Consider the following 16,927-nt stretch of genomic DNA (forward strand, 5'->3'; position numbering starts at 1 on the left):
GGTCTGCGGACACGCCGGTATGGGCACCCCATACCGGCGTGTCCGCACTTTATGCACGGGTGTTCGCAGTTCTTCGGGGTAACGTCGCGGCGTGATTCAGGGACCCCCTCCGGAGCACACGCGCCGGGCCTTCGGGCTGGGTGGTGCCGACGTCGAACCGTTGGTCGGCGGCACGGGATGGCGCTGCGGTGACGTGGTACTCGAACCGGTGCACGATCGCGCCCAGGGAGTGTGGCTGTCCCGCACGATGGCGGCCCTGGACGTGCCCGAGCTGCGCGTGGCACGGCCGGTGGGCGCGACCGACGGACGCTGGGTGGTCGGCGGGTGGCGAGCCCGCCGCTACCTGTCGGGCTCGCCCGATCACCGGCCTCACGAGACCGTCCTCGCCGCGGTGAAGCTGCACCAGGCGACGGCCGCGTTCCCGCGTCCTCCCTTCCTCGGGGATCGGAACGACGTCTCCGCCGTCGCCGAGCGCCTGGCGTGGGGCGAGGAGCACCGGGAGTTGGACGAGGCCAAGGGTGGGCGGTTGTTCGAGATCCTCGCGCCGGCGCGGCGCCCGGTGCAGGCCCCCGACCAACTCGTGCACGCTGAACTGTTCGGCACCCTGCTCTTCGACGGTGACGAGCCTCCGGGGCTGGTGAACTTCGTGCCGCACTTCCGACCCGCGGAGTGGGGCACCGCGGTGGCTGCGGTGGACGCCGTGGCCTGGGGCGGCGGCGACGGCGCGCTACTGCGGTACTGGTCGCACCTGCCCGAATGGCCGCAGATGTTGTTGCGAGCCGTGTTGTTCCGCCTGGCCTGGCACGCGCTGCACCCTCGTTCCGGCGTCTCGACCCTCGACGGGCTGCGGCGCGCGGCCGGTGAGATCACCGAGCTGCTGTAGCACGGTGTTCCGTGCCACGGTCAGGTCCAGCTCACTCGAAGCGACTCGGCTCCCCGTGCCTTTCCCAGCCGCTCCGCCTCCGCCTCGACGGCCGCCCTCACCCGCGCGGACAGCGGCAGCAGTTCCGTCAACGTCAACTCCATCCGGGCTCCGGACCTCCTCGCCCGCCACACGCCGGCGATCTCGCCGTCGGCGAGGATCGTGCCGGGACTGCCGAGGATCTTCCAGACCTCCTTGCGGTGACCGGGGTCCGGCACGAGCAGTGCGCGGTCCCGCGCCTGTACCAGCGGGTCCCTCGGCGGCAGCAGGCGAACGACGTCCGCCTCCGGTGGGTGCTCCAGCGCCGCGAGTGCGTCGTGGGGGATCACGCATCGCCTGCCGTCCACCGACACCTCCACGAGGTCGTCGGGCCACATCGCGTGTGTCAGCGTGGTTCTCGTGGTTCCGACAAATCCCGCCGCGTCGGTGGCGGTCGCCGGACCGTGCAACCGCAGGTAGGTCCTCACCACGTCGACCGCCGCCCGTGCGTCGGGGTGTTCCGGGACGCGCGGGCGGGGCCGCAGCGGTACCAGCGTCACGGGAGAGACTCCCGGTCGCAGCGCGAGGCCGGCCAGCGGCGTGGCGAGCCGCATGAGCTGGTCGAGGATGTGCGTGGCCCGGCAACGTCGGCACCACAGCGACAGCCCCTCGGGGATCACCTTCGTCACGGCCTCGCTCGCGGCGCCTTTCGTCATGGGGTGCGTGACCACCTTTCGCAGCGCGGCGGCGGCCGTACGGATCGCCTCGTCGGCGGGCATCCCGGCCGCCGCCATGTCGCGGCGTTGCCAGCTCAGCCGTGCGGCGGCGTCGGCCGCGTCCCACGGCATCAAGGCCGGCAAGAGCGCTCGGAAGTCGCCCGCGCGGTGGTAGTGCGGCGCGCCGCGATGCGACCACGTTGAGAGGAAGCGTTCGTCGTCGGCGAGAGGGCGTCGCGGTGCGGTGTCGAGTCTCGCGAGCACCGCGAGGTTCGCGGTGTCGCGCTGCGCGTCGTCCTGAACCCCGAGGTCGAACACCGCGAGCGCGGCGGGGTCGGTCCCACCGCGGTGCAGCCCGTGCGCCGCAACGCGGTACGCCATCGCCTGCCGCCGGTCGATCTCCAGCACCATCGCCGTCACGCTCCTCCCCGCGGGTCCACGCTGTCCGTACCCCCTTCGGGCAGGTGGTAGTCGAACGTGTACGGCACCGTCTCGTTCGCCGACGCCGCCGTGCCACTGCCCTCAAGACCGGCCAGCTCACCCGTGGCGGAGCCCGGCACCACGGTGAACCGGTCCGAGATCCCGTTGGCGGTGTAGGCGACGTCGTGGCGAAGGACGAACGTTCCCGAACGACCCGCGACGCTGCCCTCGACGCGTTCGTAACCGGGCGCTCGCTGTCCGCCGTGCGCGGTGGCCTCGTCGTAGTACAGGAGGTAGTCGACCGACGCGGTCCCTTCGATCACTCCCCGATAGGTGGAGGTGGCGTGTGCGTGGGCGTAGTGGGGGCCGGTGTCCGAACCCGCGACGACGTGTTCGTCCCAACTGGTCACGGTGTAGGAGTTCGTGCTCATGACACCGACCCTGCCCGGTATACCTGTCGTCCTTTGTCAGGTTTTACGCGCAGAATGAAGGTCGTGCGGGCGAGCAGGTTGCTGTCGGTGCTGCTGCTGTTGCAGAACCGAGGGCGGATGACGGCACGGGAGCTCGCCGACGAGCTCGAGGTCTCGGTGCGCACCGTCTATCGCGACGTCGAGGCGTTGTCGGCGGCAGGCGTGCCCGTCTACGCCGACCGGGGCCGCGCGGGGGCGTATCGGCTCCTGGGCGGCTATCGCACCCGGCTCACCGGACTGTCGGAGGCGGAAGCGCGCGCTCTCGCGCTGGCGGGCCTGCCGGCGGCCGCCTCCGAACTCGGTCTCGGCACGGTGCTCGCCGCCGCGCAGCTCAAACTGCATGCCGCGCTGCCGGAGGAACTTCGCCACCGGGCGGGCGAACTCGCCCAACGTTTCCACGTGGACGTTCCCGGCTGGCACCGGGAGATCGAACACGCCTCGGCCCTGGCGGCGGTCGCCGATGCCGTATGGCACGCCAAGCGAGTACGCGTGCGCTATCGGCGGTGGGACGGCAGCGCCGTCGAGCGTGATCTCGACCCGCTCGGTCTCGTGCTCAAGGCCGGGGCGTGGTATCTCGCCGCACGGTGTGACGGCTCCGTGCGCACCTATCGGGTTTCGCGGGTGGACGCTCTCGTCGAGCTCGGTGAGACGTTCGACCGGCCCGACGACTTCGACCTCGCCGACTACTGGCGAACATGGTCGGAGGGGTTCGAGCGGCGGCTGTACCCGGAGACGGCGAGGGTGCGACTGTCGCCGTTGGGGTGCGAACTCGTCCCTTTCCTCCTCGGGTCCGTGGGTGCCCGTGCCCTGCGGGAGACCGCCACTTCGCCGGACCGGGACGGTTGGGTGACGGTGGAGCTGCCGGTGGAGACCGGCGCGCCCGCGCTCGCCCAGCTCCTGCAGTTCGGTGCGGAGTTGGAGGTGCTCGCGCCGCCGGAACTCCGGCGCAGGGTGTCCGACGTCGTCGTGAGAATGGGTTCCCACTATGGCTGAAGGTGTGCTCACGGGGGTGACCGTCGGGATCACCGCGGAGCGCAGGGCGAGCGAGTTCATCGCCGCGCTGGAGCGGCACGGGGCCACGGTGGTACACGCCCCCACCATCCGTATCGTGCCGCTGCCCGAGGACGAACAACTGCGTGCCGCCACCAATGCGATCCTCCAGTCCGGTGTGGACGTCGTGGCGGTGACGACGGGCGCCGGGTTCCGGGGCTGGCTGGAGGCCGCCGACGGGTGGGGAGTCTCGGAGTCGCTGACGCGCGCGCTGGCGAGGGCGAAGGTGTTCACGAGGGGGCCGAAGGCCACCGGTGCGGTGCGTCAGCGGGGGCTGTGGGAGGTCTGGTCGGCGCCGGGGGAGACCAACGACGAGCTGTTCGACCGGCTCGGCTCCGAGGACCTGCGGGGCAGGCGGGTGGCGGTGCAGTTGCACGGCGCGCCGCTGCCCGAGCACGTCGCCGCGCTGCGCGCGCGGGCGGCGGAGGTGATCGAGGTGCAGCCGTACCGCTGGGAGTGGCCCGCCGACCTCGCGCCCGTGAAGGACCTCGTCGCACGCATCGGCGCGGGAGAGGTGGACGCTCTGGCGTTCACGAGCGCTCCGGCCGCCACGAACCTCCTCGCGCTGGCGGACGAGGGCCCCCACCGGAAGGCCTTCGCGGACGCGCTCGCGAACCGGGTGCTCTGCGCGTGCGTGGGCCCGGTGACGGCCGCGCCGCTCGTCGAGCGTGGGATTCCGGTGGCGGTACCGGAACGTGCCCGGCTCGGCGCCTTGGTGAAACTGCTGGTGGCGCGACTCGGCCGGTAGCCGGGCTCAGTCGGCGAGGACTTCGCCGCGGTCGTGGGCCCGTAGTTGCTCGCGTCCGGTGTCCTCCTCGCTGCGGCCACGACGCCAGTAGCCGGTGAAGGTGATGTGGCGCTTGTCGACGCCGCGCTCGCGCACGAGGTGGCGGCGGACGTGCTTGACCAGGCTCGCCTCGCCGGAGACCCACGCGTACGGCGCTCCCGGCGGGAACGTCGCCTCGCGGACGGCGGCCAGCACGGCCTCGCCGACGGGGGCCTCGCCGCGATGCACCCACCGCACGTCCACGTGGCGTCCGTCTCCGGCCAGCGGGATCTCGTCGGTGGCGTCGGCCACCTCCACGAACACGGCTGCCTTGGCCCCCTCCGGCAACCGCTCGCAGATCGCGGCGATAGCGGGGAGGGCGGACTCGTCGCCCACCAAAAGCTGCCACGACGTTCCCGTGGGCACGTCGTACAGTCCGTACGGCCCGAGCAACGCCACCTCGTCGCCGGGACGGGCCGAGGCGGCCCAGCTCGCTCCGGGGCCGGCGTCGTCGTGCAGGAGGAAGTCGATGTCCAGCTCGGCCTCTCGTGGGCGCGCGCTGCGGACGGTGTAGGTGCGCATGGCGGGTCGGGTGCCGTCGGGCATCGCGAGGTACCGGCGGTACCAGGACATCGCGTCGTCGGCGAGCGGCGGCGGGAGTTGGGGGCGGTCGGTGCCGGGGGCGGGGAAGAACACCTTGACGTACTGGTCGGGCGCCGAGTCGACGACATGGGCGAGGTCGGGGCCCGCGAACGTGATCCGCACGAGTCGCGGGGTGAGGGCGCGAACGTGCCGGACGTACGCGCTCAGGTAGGCCAGGCGTGGCCGGGTCGCCTCGATGCTCATTAGGCAAGGCTAACCTACAAAGGCTTCCAGCGAAACTTCCGGAGGTCGATCCGCCGTCCGTCGGCGAGGACGCCCTCCGCCCGCAGCCGCGCGAGTTGTTCCCGCGCCAGGTGGGGGGCCGGGGTGCCGTCGGCGCGGAGTATCCGGTGCCAGGGCAGGTCGTGCCCGTCCTCGGCGAGCACCCGGCCCACGAGCCGCGGCGTGGACGCGCCCGCCAGGGCCGCCACGTCACCGTAGGTCGCCACCGTGCCCTCCGGCACGGACGCGACCACCTCGCGGATGCGTTCGTGCAGTTCCTCGTTCATCGCCTACCCCCGTACCGGAAGTGCGAACACGCGTACCCAACCTGCGGACACGGTATGCACCCTTTCGGGCGAGCAGTATGCGCAACACACGGTGGACGTGCTCCGTCGATCCGCCGGGGCGGCATGATTCCATCAGGACGTGAACGGACTCCGAGCGCGATTGGTACGGACCCCGGTGCGACCGGTCCCACCGCAGACGTGGGACGAGGGTGCCCGGTGGCTGCTCGCCGAGCCGCGCGGGTTCGTCCGGGTCCTGGGAGCACCGGGGACGGGCAAGACCACCCTGCTCGCCACCACCGCGGCCGCGCGGATCGCCGAGGGCGCCGATCCGGAGAGCGTGCTGGTACTCACCGCGTCGCGGAAGTCGGCCGACGCCGTGCGCTCCGAGATCACCCGACGGCTCACGATCCTCGACGACACCCGCGCCGAGATTCGCACGGTGCGCGAACCGCTCGTGCGTACCGTGCACTCCTACGCGTTCGCGGTCCTGCGCGCACAGGCCGCTCGGGACGGGGTCCCCGCGCCCAGGCTGTTGTCCGGACCGGAGCAGGACGTGGTGGTGCGGGAACTGCTCGCCGGAGATCTCGAACGCGGCGCCCCGGACTGGCCCGAACCCCTGCGTCCCGCGTTGGCCGTGCCGGGATTCGCCGAGGAACTACGTGATCTGCTGCTGCGCGCCGCCGAACGCGGTCTGGGGCCCGAGGACCTCGTCACGTTGGGCCGCAGGCAGGGCAGGCCCGAGTGGGTGGCGGCCGGGCATTTCTGGAGCCAGTACGAGCAGGTGACCCTGCTGCAGGGAGTCGGCGGACACGCGGTGGGTGAGCCGGGCGCTCCCGCGCTCGACGCGGCCGAGCTGGTCTCCAGCGCGCTCGTGGAACTCGAAGGTGATCCGGGCCTGCTCGCCGGGGAACGGCAGCGGATACGCCACCTGTTCGTGGACGACGCTCAGCACCTCGACCCCCTGCAGTACCGCTTGGTGCGGTTGCTGGCGGCCACCGCGTCCGACGCCGTGCTGGCGGGGGACCCCGACCAGGCCGTGTTCTCGTTCCGGGGAGCCGATCCGCGGTTGCTCGCCGACGCCGACCCCGACGGCACGCACACCGTCGTCCTGGAACGCTCGCACCGGCTCGCCCCCGCGGTGTACGAGACGGTGGCACGCATCGCGGGAACCCTGCCGGGCACGTCGGCGCATCGATTCGTGTCACCCGCGCCGAACGCCACCGCAGGCACGGTGCGGGTTCGGTTGCTGCCCACCGCGACCGCCGAGGCGGCGTGGGTGGCCGACCAGTTGCGCCGGGCCCACCTGCTGGACGGGGTCCCGTGGTCCGAGATGGCCGTGCTCATGCGATCGGCGACGCAGTCGCTTCCGTTGCTGCAGCGGGCCTTGGCGACGGCCGGGGTGCCCGTGGCCACGGTGGTCGAGGAACTGCCCCTGGCGCAGCAACCCGCCGTCCGTCCGTTGTTGACGGTGCTGAAGGTGGCGGCCGAGCCGTGGTCGCTCGACGCCGAGACCGCGGAGATGCTGTTGTCGTCGCCGTTGGGCGGCGCCGACCCGTTGGCGTTGCGTCGCCTGCGTCGTGGGCTGCGCCGACTGGAGTCGGTGGCGGGAGGGGAGCGGTCGAGCGACGAACTCCTGGTGGAGGCGTTGCGGGACGGCGACGTGCTGGCCGGGTTGGCCGACGCGGAGGCCCTGCCGGTGCGGCGGGTGGGGAGACTGCTCACCACGGCGTCGGAGGCCATCCGGGAAGGCGTCGGGGTGCCCGAGGTCCTGTGGCGGGTCTGGGAGACGAGCGGTCTTCAGGACCGGCTCGTGGCTCAGGCCGGCCGGGGAGGGGTGTTGGGAGCGCGGGCGGACCGCGATCTCGACGCGGTCGTGGCGTTGTTCGACGCGGCGGCCCGCTATGTGGAGAGGCTTCCGAAGGCCAGTGTCGCCGGGTTCGCCGAGTACCTGTCGTCGCAGCACATCGCGGGCGACAGCCTCGCGCCCGTGGCCCAGAAGGGAACGGGGGTCTCACTGCTCACCGCCCACGCGGCAGTAGGTCGGGAGTGGACGGTGGTGGCGGTGACGGGACTCCAGGAGGGGACGTGGCCCGACCTTCGGCTGCGAGGCTCGCTGCTCGGCGTCGAACGACTCGTCGACCTGTTGTCCGGAGTGGACGACGACGCCATGTCGGCCGTCTCCGCCACCGCGCCGATCCTGGCCGAGGAACGTCGCCTGTTCTACGTGGCCGCGAGCCGGGCTCGGCGAACCCTGCTGGTCAGCGCCGTGCAGGGCGAGGAGGAGCAACCGTCACGGTTCCTCTCGGAGCTGACCGACAGCGGTGAGGACGTGGGGCGGGGCGGTCCGCGGACTCCCGTGGAGGAGCGGGAACGAGGACTGACGCTCGCGGAACTGGTGGGTGAGTTGCGCGCGGCCGTCACCGATCCGGACGCAGACCTCGGGCGCCGCAGGCTCGCCGCGCGTCAGCTCGCCCGGCTGGCGCGAGCCGGGGTGCCCGGAGCGCACCCGTCGCAGTGGTACGGCGTCTCGGGCCCCTCCACCGACCGGCCGTTGCGGGGACCGGACGAGATCATCCGCGTTTCCCCGTCCGTTGTGGACACCTTGGTGAAGTGTCCGCTCCGTTGGCTGCTGGAGCGGCACGGCGGCACCGATCCCGCCCAGTTGTCGGCCGTCACCGGCACCGTGGTGCACGCGCTGGCGCAGGCGGCGGCCGAGGGGGCCGACGAACGGACCCTGTGGAAGGAACTCGACGCGGCGTGGGCGAAGGTGGACGCCGGTGCGCCGTGGTTCTCCCGCAGGGAGCGGGATCGGGTGGAGGCCATGGTCCGCAACTTCCTCGCCTGGTTCCGCCGGAGCCGGGCCACGCTCACCCAGCACGCCGTGGAGCAGGACATGAGGGTGGAGCTGCCCGCCTCGGAAGGGGAACCGAGGGTGGCGTTGACGGGACGGGTCGACCGGCTGGAGCTCGACGAGGAGGGCAGGCCGGTGGTCGTCGACCTGAAGACCGCCAAGGAGGCGGTGAGTGAGCGCGCGGCCGCCGAACACCCGCAGCTCGCCGTCTACCAGCTCGCCACCCTGCTCGGGGCGTTCTCCGAGCACTCGGGCACCACCGGCGGTGCCAAGCTGCTGTACGTCGCCAAGTCCAACAAAAAGGACGGGGCCACCGTCCGGGAGCAGCCGCCGTTGGACGAGGAGGCCGCGCGTCGCTGGCTCGCCGACGTGCGCCGGGCCGCCGCCGACACCGCCGGGCCGACGTATCGGGTCAAGGAGAACGTGGACTGTTCGCGATGCCCTTCGCGGTCGGCGTGCCCCCTGCGGCCCGAGGGCAGGCAGGTGACGGGAGAGTGACGAGGACGAACGAGACCGCCCGCCCGGCCCGGTTCCTCTCTCCCGCCGACATCGCGGAGGCGTTGGGCCTGCCCACGCCGACTCGGGAACAGGCCGCGGTCATCGCGGCTCCCCCCGAACCCGCGCTCGTGGTGGCGGGCGCGGGAGCGGGCAAGACGGAGACCATGGCGGCACGCGTGGTGTGGTTGGTCGCCAACGGACTCGTCACCCCGGACCGCGTGCTGGGGCTGACCTTCACCCGCAAGGCGGCGCGGCAGCTCGCGGAGCGGGTGCGGGCCCGCCTCCGGCGGCTGGCCGGCTCGGGTCTGCTGGACGACGTCGATCCCAGCGGACAACGCAGGCTCGCGGTCGCCTCGGGCGAGCCGACCGTGCTCACCTACCACGCTTACGCGGGGCGGCTGCTGAGCGAGCACGGACTGCGGCTGCCGGTGCAGCCGGGGGCGCGGGTCCTGTCGGAGACCTCCGCGTGGCAGCTCGCCCACCGGGTCGTGGCGTCGTGGGACGCCGACCTGGACACCGACAAGGCGCCGTCGACGATCACCGAGGACGTGCTCGCGATCGCGGGCGAGTTGGGCGAACACCTGGTGCGGCCCGAACGGCTCCGCGAGTACACGGAGTGGTTCTGCTCGTTGGTGGAGAACGCGCCCCGTGCCAAGCGGCAGCGCGCGAACCTGCCGGACAAGTTGCTCAAGGTGCTCGCCACGCAGCGCCTGCGGCTGCAGTTGCTGCCGTTGGTGAAGGCGTACGAGCAACGCAAACGGGCCGAGGGAGCGCTGGACTTCTCCGACCAGATGTCGCTCGCGGCCCGGCTGGCGGAGACCCAGCCCGACGTCGTCGCCCTCGAACGCGCCCGCTACGGTGCCGTGTTGCTGGACGAGTACCAGGACACCGGGCACGCCCAGCGGGTGTTGCTGCGTTCGTTGTTCGGCGGAGCCGAGCCGATGCCGGTCACCGCGGTGGGCGATCCGCTCCAGGCCATCTACGGCTGGCGTGGGGCGAGCGCGGCCAACCTGCCGCGGTTCACCACGGACTTCCCGCGCCTCGACCGCGCCGGCGGGCACGTGCCCACGCCCGCCCGTGAGTACGGGATGCTCACGAGTTTCCGCAATCCGCCCGAGGTGCTCGCGCTCGCCAACGCGGTGGCCGAGCCGCTTCGCGGGGAGGGCGCGGGCGTGAGCGAGTTGCGGGCCCGTCCCGACGCGGGGCCCGCCGACATTCGGGTGGCGTTGCTGCCCGACGTGCGAAGCGAGCGCCGATGGGTGGCGAAGCAACTGGCGACCCGCTGGTTCGCCGAGCGGGAGGCCACCGGCGTGGCGCCGACCGCGGCCGTTCTCGTGCGCAGGCGGGCCGACATGGCGCCCATCGCCGCGGCGTTGCGCGAGGAAGGGCTGCCGGTGGAGGTCGTCGGGCTGGGTGGACTGCTCGACGAACCGGAGGTCGCCGACCTCGTGGCCACGTTGCGGGTGCTGGCCGAACCGCTGTCGGGCACGGCCGCCGCGCGGCTGCTCACGGGGGCCCGGTGGCGACTCGGCGCGGCCGACCTCGCCGCCCTGTGGCGTCGGGCCGGCGAGTTGTCGGCCGCGGACGACGCGGTGGTGGCGGAGAGGTCCGAACAGGCCGGGCTCGTGGACGCGCTGGACGATCCCGGTGAGCCGGAGCGGTACTCGCCGGAGGGCTACGCGCGCATCCGCAGGCTGAGCCGGGAGCTGGAGGCGTTGCGACGCAGGCTCGACCAACCGCTTCCCGAGCTGGTCGCCGACGTCGAACGCACGATGTTGCTGGACGTGGAGGCGCTGGCCCGGCCGGGCGCGGTGGGCCGGGCGCACCTCGACGCGTTCGCCGAGGTCGTGCACGAGTACGCCGAGAGCTCGCCGACGGCCACGTTGCTGTCCTTCGTGGACTACCTCACCACGGCAGCCCGTGCCGAGGACGGACTCGAACCGGGTGAGGTGGAGGTGGCCCCCGAGCGCGTGCAGGTGCTCACCGCCCACGCGGCCAAGGGGCTGGAGTGGCGCCTCGTCGCCGTCCCGCACCTGGTGGACGGCGTCTTCCCGAACGAGCGCAAGACGGGGTCCTGGCTGCGTACGGTGTCCGAGCTGCCCGCCGCGCTGCGGGGGGACGCCCAGGACCTGCCCGCGCTCACGCTTCGCGGGGACGAGGACCGTAAGCAGGTCCAGGAGGCCCTCGACGACCACGAGGAACGGTTCAAGCAGCGGCACGCCGAGGAGGAGCGCAGGCTGTGCTACGTGGCGTTGACGCGTTCCGAGCACTGCCTGCTCGTCTCCGGTTATCGGTGGCATGACCCCGCGGCGACGAAACCGAAGAACCCGTCCCCGTTCCTGACCGAGATCGCCGAGCAGCTCCGGGAGCACCCCGAGGCCGGAGTGATCGACCACTGGCAGGAGGAAGCGGGGGACAACCCGCTGTCGGAGTCGTCGCGGGAACTGCTGTGGCCGGTCGACCCCCTCGGCGCCCGCCGCGCGGCGGTGGACGAGGGGGCGCGCCTCGTCCTCGAAGCGCTGGAGGCTCCCGAGGACCCCGACGGTGACGAGGACGATCCCGACGGCTGGGTGAGCGACACCGACGTGCTGCTGGCCGAGCGCGCCCGCACCGGACAGCCGCAGACCGAGATCGAGCTGCCCGGCAAGCTGTCGGTGAGCCAGCTTGTGGACCTCGCCGGGCAACCGGAGGACCTCGCGCGCAGCCTGCGCAGGCCGCTGCCCTTCCCACCGAACGCCTACGCCCGGCGGGGCACGGAGTTCCACGGCTGGCTGGAACGTCGGTTCGCGAGCGACAAGTTGTTCGACCTCGACGACCTGCCGGGCGCGATGGACCCGGACGACGTGGAGGGACCCGACGGCGACGCGGCCGGCCTGGAGGGCTTGAAGGAGGCGTTCGAACGGAGTCCGTGGGCCCGAAGGACCCCTCACGACGTGGAGGTACCGTTCTCCACCGTCATCGACGGAATCACCGTGCGGGGCCGGATGGACGCGGTGTTCGCCGACGAGGACGGCGGCTGGACCGTCGTGGACTGGAAGACCGGGGCAGTGCCGGACGCCGACCGGATGCGGGTGCTGTCGGTGCAGCTCGCCGCGTACCGGCTGGCGTGGGCGGGGCTCTCGGGGGCGCCGCTGCACAAGGTGCGGGCGGCGTTCCACTACGTCCGCGCGAACCGCACCGTCCATCCCGTGGACCTGGCCGACGCCGAGGGGCTCAAGGCCCTGCTGCGCACGGTGCCGCCACGCGAACGGGACGGGGAGGCGACGTGAGGACGGGTACGGCGCGATCATGGTGAGGGCGTGGAGAGCCAACCTCCGCGAGGAGAGGTTGTCCGAGCTACCGGGGCACGCGTTGGTGGGCGTGGTCAACATGCCCACCCACACGGTCAGCCCGGTGCGTGCCATCGCTCGCCGGGTGCTGTTCGCACTGCTGGCCCTGGTGGCCGTGGTGTTCGTCGTCTACCTCGAACGCGACGGGTACCGCGACGTCAACGGTGACGGCCTTTCGTTGCTCGACTGCTTCTACTACGCCACCGTGACGCTGTCCACCACCGGCTACGGGGACATCACCCCGGTCAGCGAGACGGCCCGGCTGGTGAACACCGTCCTGATCACACCGCTGCGGGTGCTGTTCCTGATCGTGTTGATCGGAACGACACTGGAGGTGCTGACGGAGCGCTCGCGGCAGGCGTTTCGGATCCAGAATTGGAGGCGCACAGTGCGCGACCACGTGGTCGTCATCGGCTTCGGCACCAAGGGTCGCTCGGCGGTGAACGCGTTGCTGGCGGAGGAGGACAGCGATCCGAGCCAGGTCGTGGTGGTGGACACCGACCGCGCCGCCCTCGACGCCGCCAGCGCTCGCGGGTTGATCACGGTGCACGGCTCGGCGACACGCTCGGACGTGCTGCGGGTCGCGGGCGTGCAGCGCGCCCGCGCGGTGGTGGTCGCGCCGAACCGGGACGACACGGCCGTGCTCGTGACGCTCAGTGCCAGGGAACTCGCTCCCAAGGCGCGCATCCTCGTGTCGGTGCGGGAGGCGGAGAACGTCCACCTGCTCAAGCAGTCCGGTGCCGACCAGGTGGTGGTGTCGAGCGAGACGGCGGGTCGTCTGTTGGGCATCGCCACTCGGACCCCACGGGTGGTGGACATGGTGGAGGACCTGCTGACCCCCGAGACCGGTCTGGCGATCGCCGAACGGCCCGTGGAGCCCTCCGAGGAGGGAGGCTCACCTCGGCACCTGAGCGACATCGTGCTCGGGCTCGTGCGAAACGGCATCCTCTACCGCGTGGACGCTCCCGAGGCCGACTCCCTCGAACCCGGCGACCGGTTGCTGTACGTGAAGAAGGTGTCGGCGGGGGAGGAAACCGTGTCGTGACGGACGTCCTCGCGGTTTTCGACGTCGGGGACCGTGTTGTGGGCGGTGCCGAGGTGTTCTGGAACCATTGAACCGTGCCGCAGCCAGCGAACCCAGACAGACGGCGAACTCCCCAACTGACACCGCGAGTGCTCGGTGTCGCTGTGGTGACCGGCATCCTGATCCTGCTCGGGGCGTGGTGGATGGGGCCCTCGCTGTTCGGGGCCGGGTCCGCTGAGGCGGACCGGAAGGTCGTCGACGCGACGGTGACGAAACCCGTGGAGTGCTCGAAACCCGACGCCGAGGAGACCGTCCGGTTCCAACTCGACGGGAAGACCTACGAGGGCCTGCTGAGCGGATGTGGCCACAGTCAGGACGAGCAGGTGAGCATCGCGGTGGTCGACGACCCCACCGAGGCCGAGGGCCCGGTGTCCGTGTTCCTCGACGCCACCGCGCCGGGCGTCCACGACCTGCGCAGGCCGGTGGGACTCGGCCTGCTCATGCTCGGTTGCGTCAGCGGTGGCACCTACGCCTTCCTGCTGGCGCGAGGGCCGCGCTCGGGGCTCGCGGCGGCGTGATCGCGAGCGCGGCCCGGCCGCGTCGAACTCAGGCCACGTCCTCGCTCGGGGCCGCGAACGTGTTGCAGTCGACGATGCGGTTGTCGTAGGCACCCGCGCGCCACCACTTCGCGTAGTTGGCGTTGCTGCCGTGGTCATGGGTGCCCGAGGTGTCGTCGCCGCGGGTCTCCTGGTCGTACCAGGCGGCGTCGTACATCTCGCGGGTGATGGAGCCGCCCTGGTCGACGTGGGCGCCGAGGAACATCCCGGAGAAGCACTGCGCCTGCAACTCCTTGCGCCGCGACATCTCCTGTCCGGCGGGGCTGTCGCGCCCCTCCGCGTAGATGCGTTCCCAGGCGGCGTCCATGATCCCGGCCAGCTCCTGCACGTGATGGCCGTACTCGTGCGCGAACAACGCGAGGTAGACGCCGGGGGCGTTGCCGTACTGCTGGGTCTGCAGCCCGTCGAAGGGCAGGTACAGGTCACCCTCGCAGTAGTACGCCGCCGTGGAGATGCTGACGTCGATCCTGCCGCACTGGGTGTCGAAGCTGTCCGTCTCCGGGAAGTGCAGTCTCGGGGGTGTGAACGGCAGGTTGTACGCGCGCAGGAACGGCTCCCACGCCGCGTCGAGGCACTCCCGCGCGGCGGTGAAGAACTCCTGCGCCCCCTCCGGCGTGCTCTCCCAGCCGGGCAGGTAGCAGGCACGGTTGGCCAGCCCGGCGTTCGGGTCCTGGAGTATGGGGTGGTCGGCGAGCTTGAGGATCTTGGTGGGTTGACCCGCCTGCCCCGTCGCCGACGCGCCACCCGCCGCAGGCGTCGCCGAGGTGGTGGTGGACGTCGTGCTCGACGTGGTCTCCGAGCTGCTGGGCACCGCCGGAGTCGGTATCGGCGAGGAGGCGGCCGAGTCGATCTGCGTGTCGCGTGACTCGGTGCCCGTCGCGACCACGTACACCAGCACAAGGGCGAGGACGAGCAGGATCGAGCCACTGCCGAACGCGAGCGCGTAGGGCCGCGTGGGTTTCCGCGGTGGCTGGTGCGGTGGTGTCGGGGGTGCCGGATACCCGGAGGGCACGTACGGGCCGTGACCGTGGCCCGAGGAGCCCGGCCACGGTGGCGGTTGTGTCATCTCGTCGTCCCCGCGCGGTCGATGGAACTCGGCCGCAAGCATAGCGAGCTTTCCTCCCCGCGGAACGGTTCTGCGGCGGACCCGGTCGCATTCCACACGCGAGGCAACCGTCAGGATGGAGGTATGTCCGAATCCACAGGTTGGTCCACGTCGCGTGAGCGGCGGCCGGGCGTCATCCCGCTTCGCCCACTGCTTCTCGGGGAGATCCTGGAAGGTGCCGTCGCGACCTTGCGCAGGTACGCGGGCGTGGTGTTCGGCTCCGCCGCGGTGGTGGCGTTGGTGAGCGCCGTCGTCTACTACGCCGCTGACCTGTGGGTGCTCGACGCCACCAGCCCCGCTCCCGTCATCGACGCGGACGCACCGCCCGAGGTGCAGCTCGAACAGGCGATGGAGCAGCTCAGAAGCTCGCTGCCGCAGTTCGGGGTGCTGGCACTGATCACCTTGGTGACGCAGACGTTCCTGTCCGGCCTGTTGACGGTCGTGGTGGGCAAGGCCGTGCTCGGCCGGCCCATCGGCGTGCGTGGGGCGTGGGAGGAACTGAAGCCTCGGCTGCTGCCCTTGCTGGGGCTGACGTTCGTGGTGACGGCGGCGGTCATGGTGGGCACCGCGCTGTTCATCGTGCCAGGGGTGTGGCTGTACGCCCTGCTGAGCCTGGCGACACCGGCGCTGGTGCTCGAACGCGGTCGGCTCGGGGCCGCGCTGCGCCGTTCGGTGCTCCTCGTGCAGGGCGCGTGGTGGCGGGTGTTCGGGGTGCTCGTGGTCGCCGTCCTGATCACGTGGGCGTTGTCCTACCTGATCCAGTGGCCGTTCACCCTGGCGATCGACCCGCAGGCGTTCGAGCGTGGCTACACGCCGCAGGAGCTGGTGATCCGGGAACTCGGGGGTGCCGTGGCCCGCACCGTCACGGTTCCGTTCTCCGCGGCCGTGACCGCGTTGCTCTACATCGACCAGCGCATCCGGAGGGAGAACCTGGCCGACGAACTCTCCAGGGCCGCCGGGAGGAACTGACCCGGACCTCGGGTGACATCACTCACATGCAGTGATTTCCTCCTCGGGTGAAACGCGGGGGCCGGTACCGACGACGAGGACGGTGACGTCGCCGGCGCACCGGGTCCGGCGCGCTCGTCGCGGCGAGGAGACACCGTGGGTCGTGTGGGGCGCCGGTCACGCGGCGTACGGCGGGCAGCTCGCCGTGCGTTCGTCACCGGGCTGGTCGTGGTGCTGACGTTGGGACTGACGGCATGCGTCTCCCCGAGAGCCACGACCGCGGCCACGACCCCGACCTGGTGCGAGGACCAGTCGGCGGCCATGATCCTCGGCGATTCCCACAGCACGGGGTACGGGCTGTCCGACTATTCGGGCGGCGGGAGCTACGCGCCGACGGAGGCCGGCTGGACGTCGACTCTGACGCGGCGCGCGTCCGACGAGTGGGGCACGATCACCACCGTGCTCGCGCACAACGGTGCCACGGCGGCCGACTTCCGGCCGGGAGGGCGCTGGGCGGAGACCGCGGGCGCGATCGGGACCGTGCACGACGTGCAACCGGCGCTCGTGATCGTGGCCCTCGGCGCGAGCGAGTTCGCGTCCGACCTCCCGCCCACGGACTTCGACGAGCACTACCGCGCTCTCGTGGAGGGGCTTCAGCAGGCCTCGCCGCGGACCACCGTGTTGTTGCTGGTGCCGCCCGAGCCGGGCGCGCGGCTCGTGCCCGACCCGGTGTATCCGTGGGAGGCGTACACCGCGGTGATCGAGACCGTGACGGCCGACCGGGGCGTCGAACTGCTCGACCTCGGGGAGTACCTGCCCGCGGGTGGCACGCCCGAGGCCGAGGGGCTCTACCTGCCCGACTCGACGCACCTGACGGAGGCCGGGCATCGGGTGGTGCATGCGGCGGTGTGGACGCTGCTCACGGCGCGGTGCGGCCTGTGACCGTCACGGCCTCCGGCAGACGTAGCCGACGTCGAGCGCGAGTGTGGACTCCTCGGCCTTGTCGGGATCGAGGGTGGTCGGCGGTGTGGACGCCTCCGAAGTCGTCCGAAGGGATGGGGCCGAAACAGCCGGGGACCGA

Annotated in this window: 14 protein-coding genes; 9 read left to right on the forward strand and 5 right to left on the reverse strand. The window is 71.8% G+C overall.

Translation table 11 applies throughout. The features are described from left to right. The first annotated feature begins 91 nt into the window (after nucleotides 1-91). Nucleotides 92-883, forward strand: a complete 792-nt coding sequence (locus SACGLDRAFT_RS03500; RefSeq protein WP_005461807.1) for a TIGR02569 family protein — start codon at nucleotides 92-94, stop codon at nucleotides 881-883. Between the two features lie 20 nt (nucleotides 884-903). Here the strand turns inward: SACGLDRAFT_RS03500 and SACGLDRAFT_RS03505 are convergent, their stop codons facing one another. Together SACGLDRAFT_RS03505 and SACGLDRAFT_RS03510 are read right to left on the reverse strand one after the other, a co-directional pair. Further along, nucleotides 904-2,028 (reverse strand): DNA glycosylase AlkZ-like family protein, encoded by a 1,125-nt coding sequence (locus SACGLDRAFT_RS03505; RefSeq protein ID WP_005461808.1) that lies wholly within the window; start codon nucleotides 2,026-2,028, stop codon nucleotides 904-906. A 5-nt stretch (nucleotides 2,029-2,033) separates the two neighbouring features. Further along, nucleotides 2,034-2,468: a DUF3224 domain-containing protein gene (locus tag SACGLDRAFT_RS03510; protein ID WP_005461809.1), complete on the reverse strand. Its 435-nt coding sequence runs from the start codon at nucleotides 2,466-2,468 to the stop codon at nucleotides 2,034-2,036. Nucleotides 2,469-2,531: 63 nt separating this feature from the next. Between SACGLDRAFT_RS03510 and SACGLDRAFT_RS03515 the strand changes: the two genes are divergently transcribed. Together SACGLDRAFT_RS03515 and SACGLDRAFT_RS03520 are read left to right on the forward strand one after the other, a co-directional pair. Beyond that, nucleotides 2,532-3,500: a helix-turn-helix transcriptional regulator gene (locus SACGLDRAFT_RS03515; protein WP_456300009.1), complete on the forward strand. Its 969-nt coding sequence runs from the start codon at nucleotides 2,532-2,534 to the stop codon at nucleotides 3,498-3,500. Beyond that, complete coding sequence (locus SACGLDRAFT_RS03520; protein WP_005461811.1) at nucleotides 3,493-4,305, forward strand: uroporphyrinogen-III synthase; 813 nt, start codon at nucleotides 3,493-3,495, stop codon at nucleotides 4,303-4,305. The genes SACGLDRAFT_RS03515 and SACGLDRAFT_RS03520 overlap by 8 nt, the downstream gene beginning before the upstream one ends. A gap of 6 nt (nucleotides 4,306-4,311) precedes the next feature. Here SACGLDRAFT_RS03520 and SACGLDRAFT_RS03525 read toward each other — a convergent pair whose 3' ends face one another. Further along, entirely contained in the window at nucleotides 4,312-5,169 is an 858-nt protein-coding gene (locus SACGLDRAFT_RS03525; protein WP_005461812.1) for a siderophore-interacting protein, read from the reverse strand. A gap of 14 nt (nucleotides 5,170-5,183) precedes the next feature. After that, the gene (locus SACGLDRAFT_RS03530; RefSeq protein WP_005461813.1) at nucleotides 5,184-5,474 is read right to left on the reverse strand and encodes an MGMT family protein; all 291 of its coding nucleotides are present in this window, start codon (nucleotides 5,472-5,474) and stop codon (nucleotides 5,184-5,186) included. 139 nt (nucleotides 5,475-5,613) lie between these two features. Between SACGLDRAFT_RS03530 and SACGLDRAFT_RS03535 the strand changes: the two genes are divergently transcribed. The 4 genes from SACGLDRAFT_RS03535 (at nucleotide 5,614) to SACGLDRAFT_RS03550 (ending at nucleotide 13,754) form a co-directional block, all read left to right on the forward strand. Then, the gene (locus SACGLDRAFT_RS03535; protein ID WP_040918484.1) at nucleotides 5,614-8,823 is read left to right on the forward strand and encodes an ATP-dependent helicase; all 3,210 of its coding nucleotides are present in this window, start codon (nucleotides 5,614-5,616) and stop codon (nucleotides 8,821-8,823) included. Beyond that, complete coding sequence (locus tag SACGLDRAFT_RS03540; RefSeq protein ID WP_051036168.1) at nucleotides 8,820-12,092, forward strand: ATP-dependent helicase; 3,273 nt, start codon at nucleotides 8,820-8,822, stop codon at nucleotides 12,090-12,092. The genes SACGLDRAFT_RS03535 and SACGLDRAFT_RS03540 overlap by 4 nt, the downstream gene beginning before the upstream one ends. Before the next feature lie 19 nt (nucleotides 12,093-12,111). Beyond that, entirely contained in the window at nucleotides 12,112-13,197 is a 1,086-nt protein-coding gene (locus SACGLDRAFT_RS03545; RefSeq protein WP_005461818.1) for a potassium channel family protein, read from the forward strand. A gap of 128 nt (nucleotides 13,198-13,325) precedes the next feature. Further along, nucleotides 13,326-13,754 (forward strand): hypothetical protein, encoded by a 429-nt coding sequence (locus tag SACGLDRAFT_RS03550; RefSeq protein WP_040918488.1) that lies wholly within the window; start codon nucleotides 13,326-13,328, stop codon nucleotides 13,752-13,754. Between the two features lie 28 nt (nucleotides 13,755-13,782). Here SACGLDRAFT_RS03550 and SACGLDRAFT_RS03555 read toward each other — a convergent pair whose 3' ends face one another. Next, nucleotides 13,783-14,859, reverse strand: coding sequence for a neutral zinc metallopeptidase (locus SACGLDRAFT_RS03555; protein ID WP_083852977.1), 1,077 nt, complete (start codon nucleotides 14,857-14,859; stop codon nucleotides 13,783-13,785). Nucleotides 14,860-14,982: 123 nt separating this feature from the next. Between SACGLDRAFT_RS03555 and SACGLDRAFT_RS03560 the strand changes: the two genes are divergently transcribed. Then, nucleotides 14,983-15,867, forward strand: coding sequence for a YciC family protein (locus tag SACGLDRAFT_RS03560; RefSeq protein WP_005461821.1), 885 nt, complete (start codon nucleotides 14,983-14,985; stop codon nucleotides 15,865-15,867). Nucleotides 15,868-16,002: 135 nt separating this feature from the next. Continuing rightward, a complete protein-coding gene (locus SACGLDRAFT_RS03565; protein WP_005461825.1) occupies nucleotides 16,003-16,788 on the forward strand; it encodes an SGNH/GDSL hydrolase family protein in 786 nt (261 codons plus the stop codon). The last annotated feature ends 139 nt before the right edge of the window (nucleotides 16,789-16,927 follow it).

The organism is Saccharomonospora glauca K62 (assembly GCF_000243395.2).
GTDB lineage: Bacteria > Actinomycetota > Actinomycetes > Mycobacteriales > Pseudonocardiaceae > Saccharomonospora > Saccharomonospora glauca.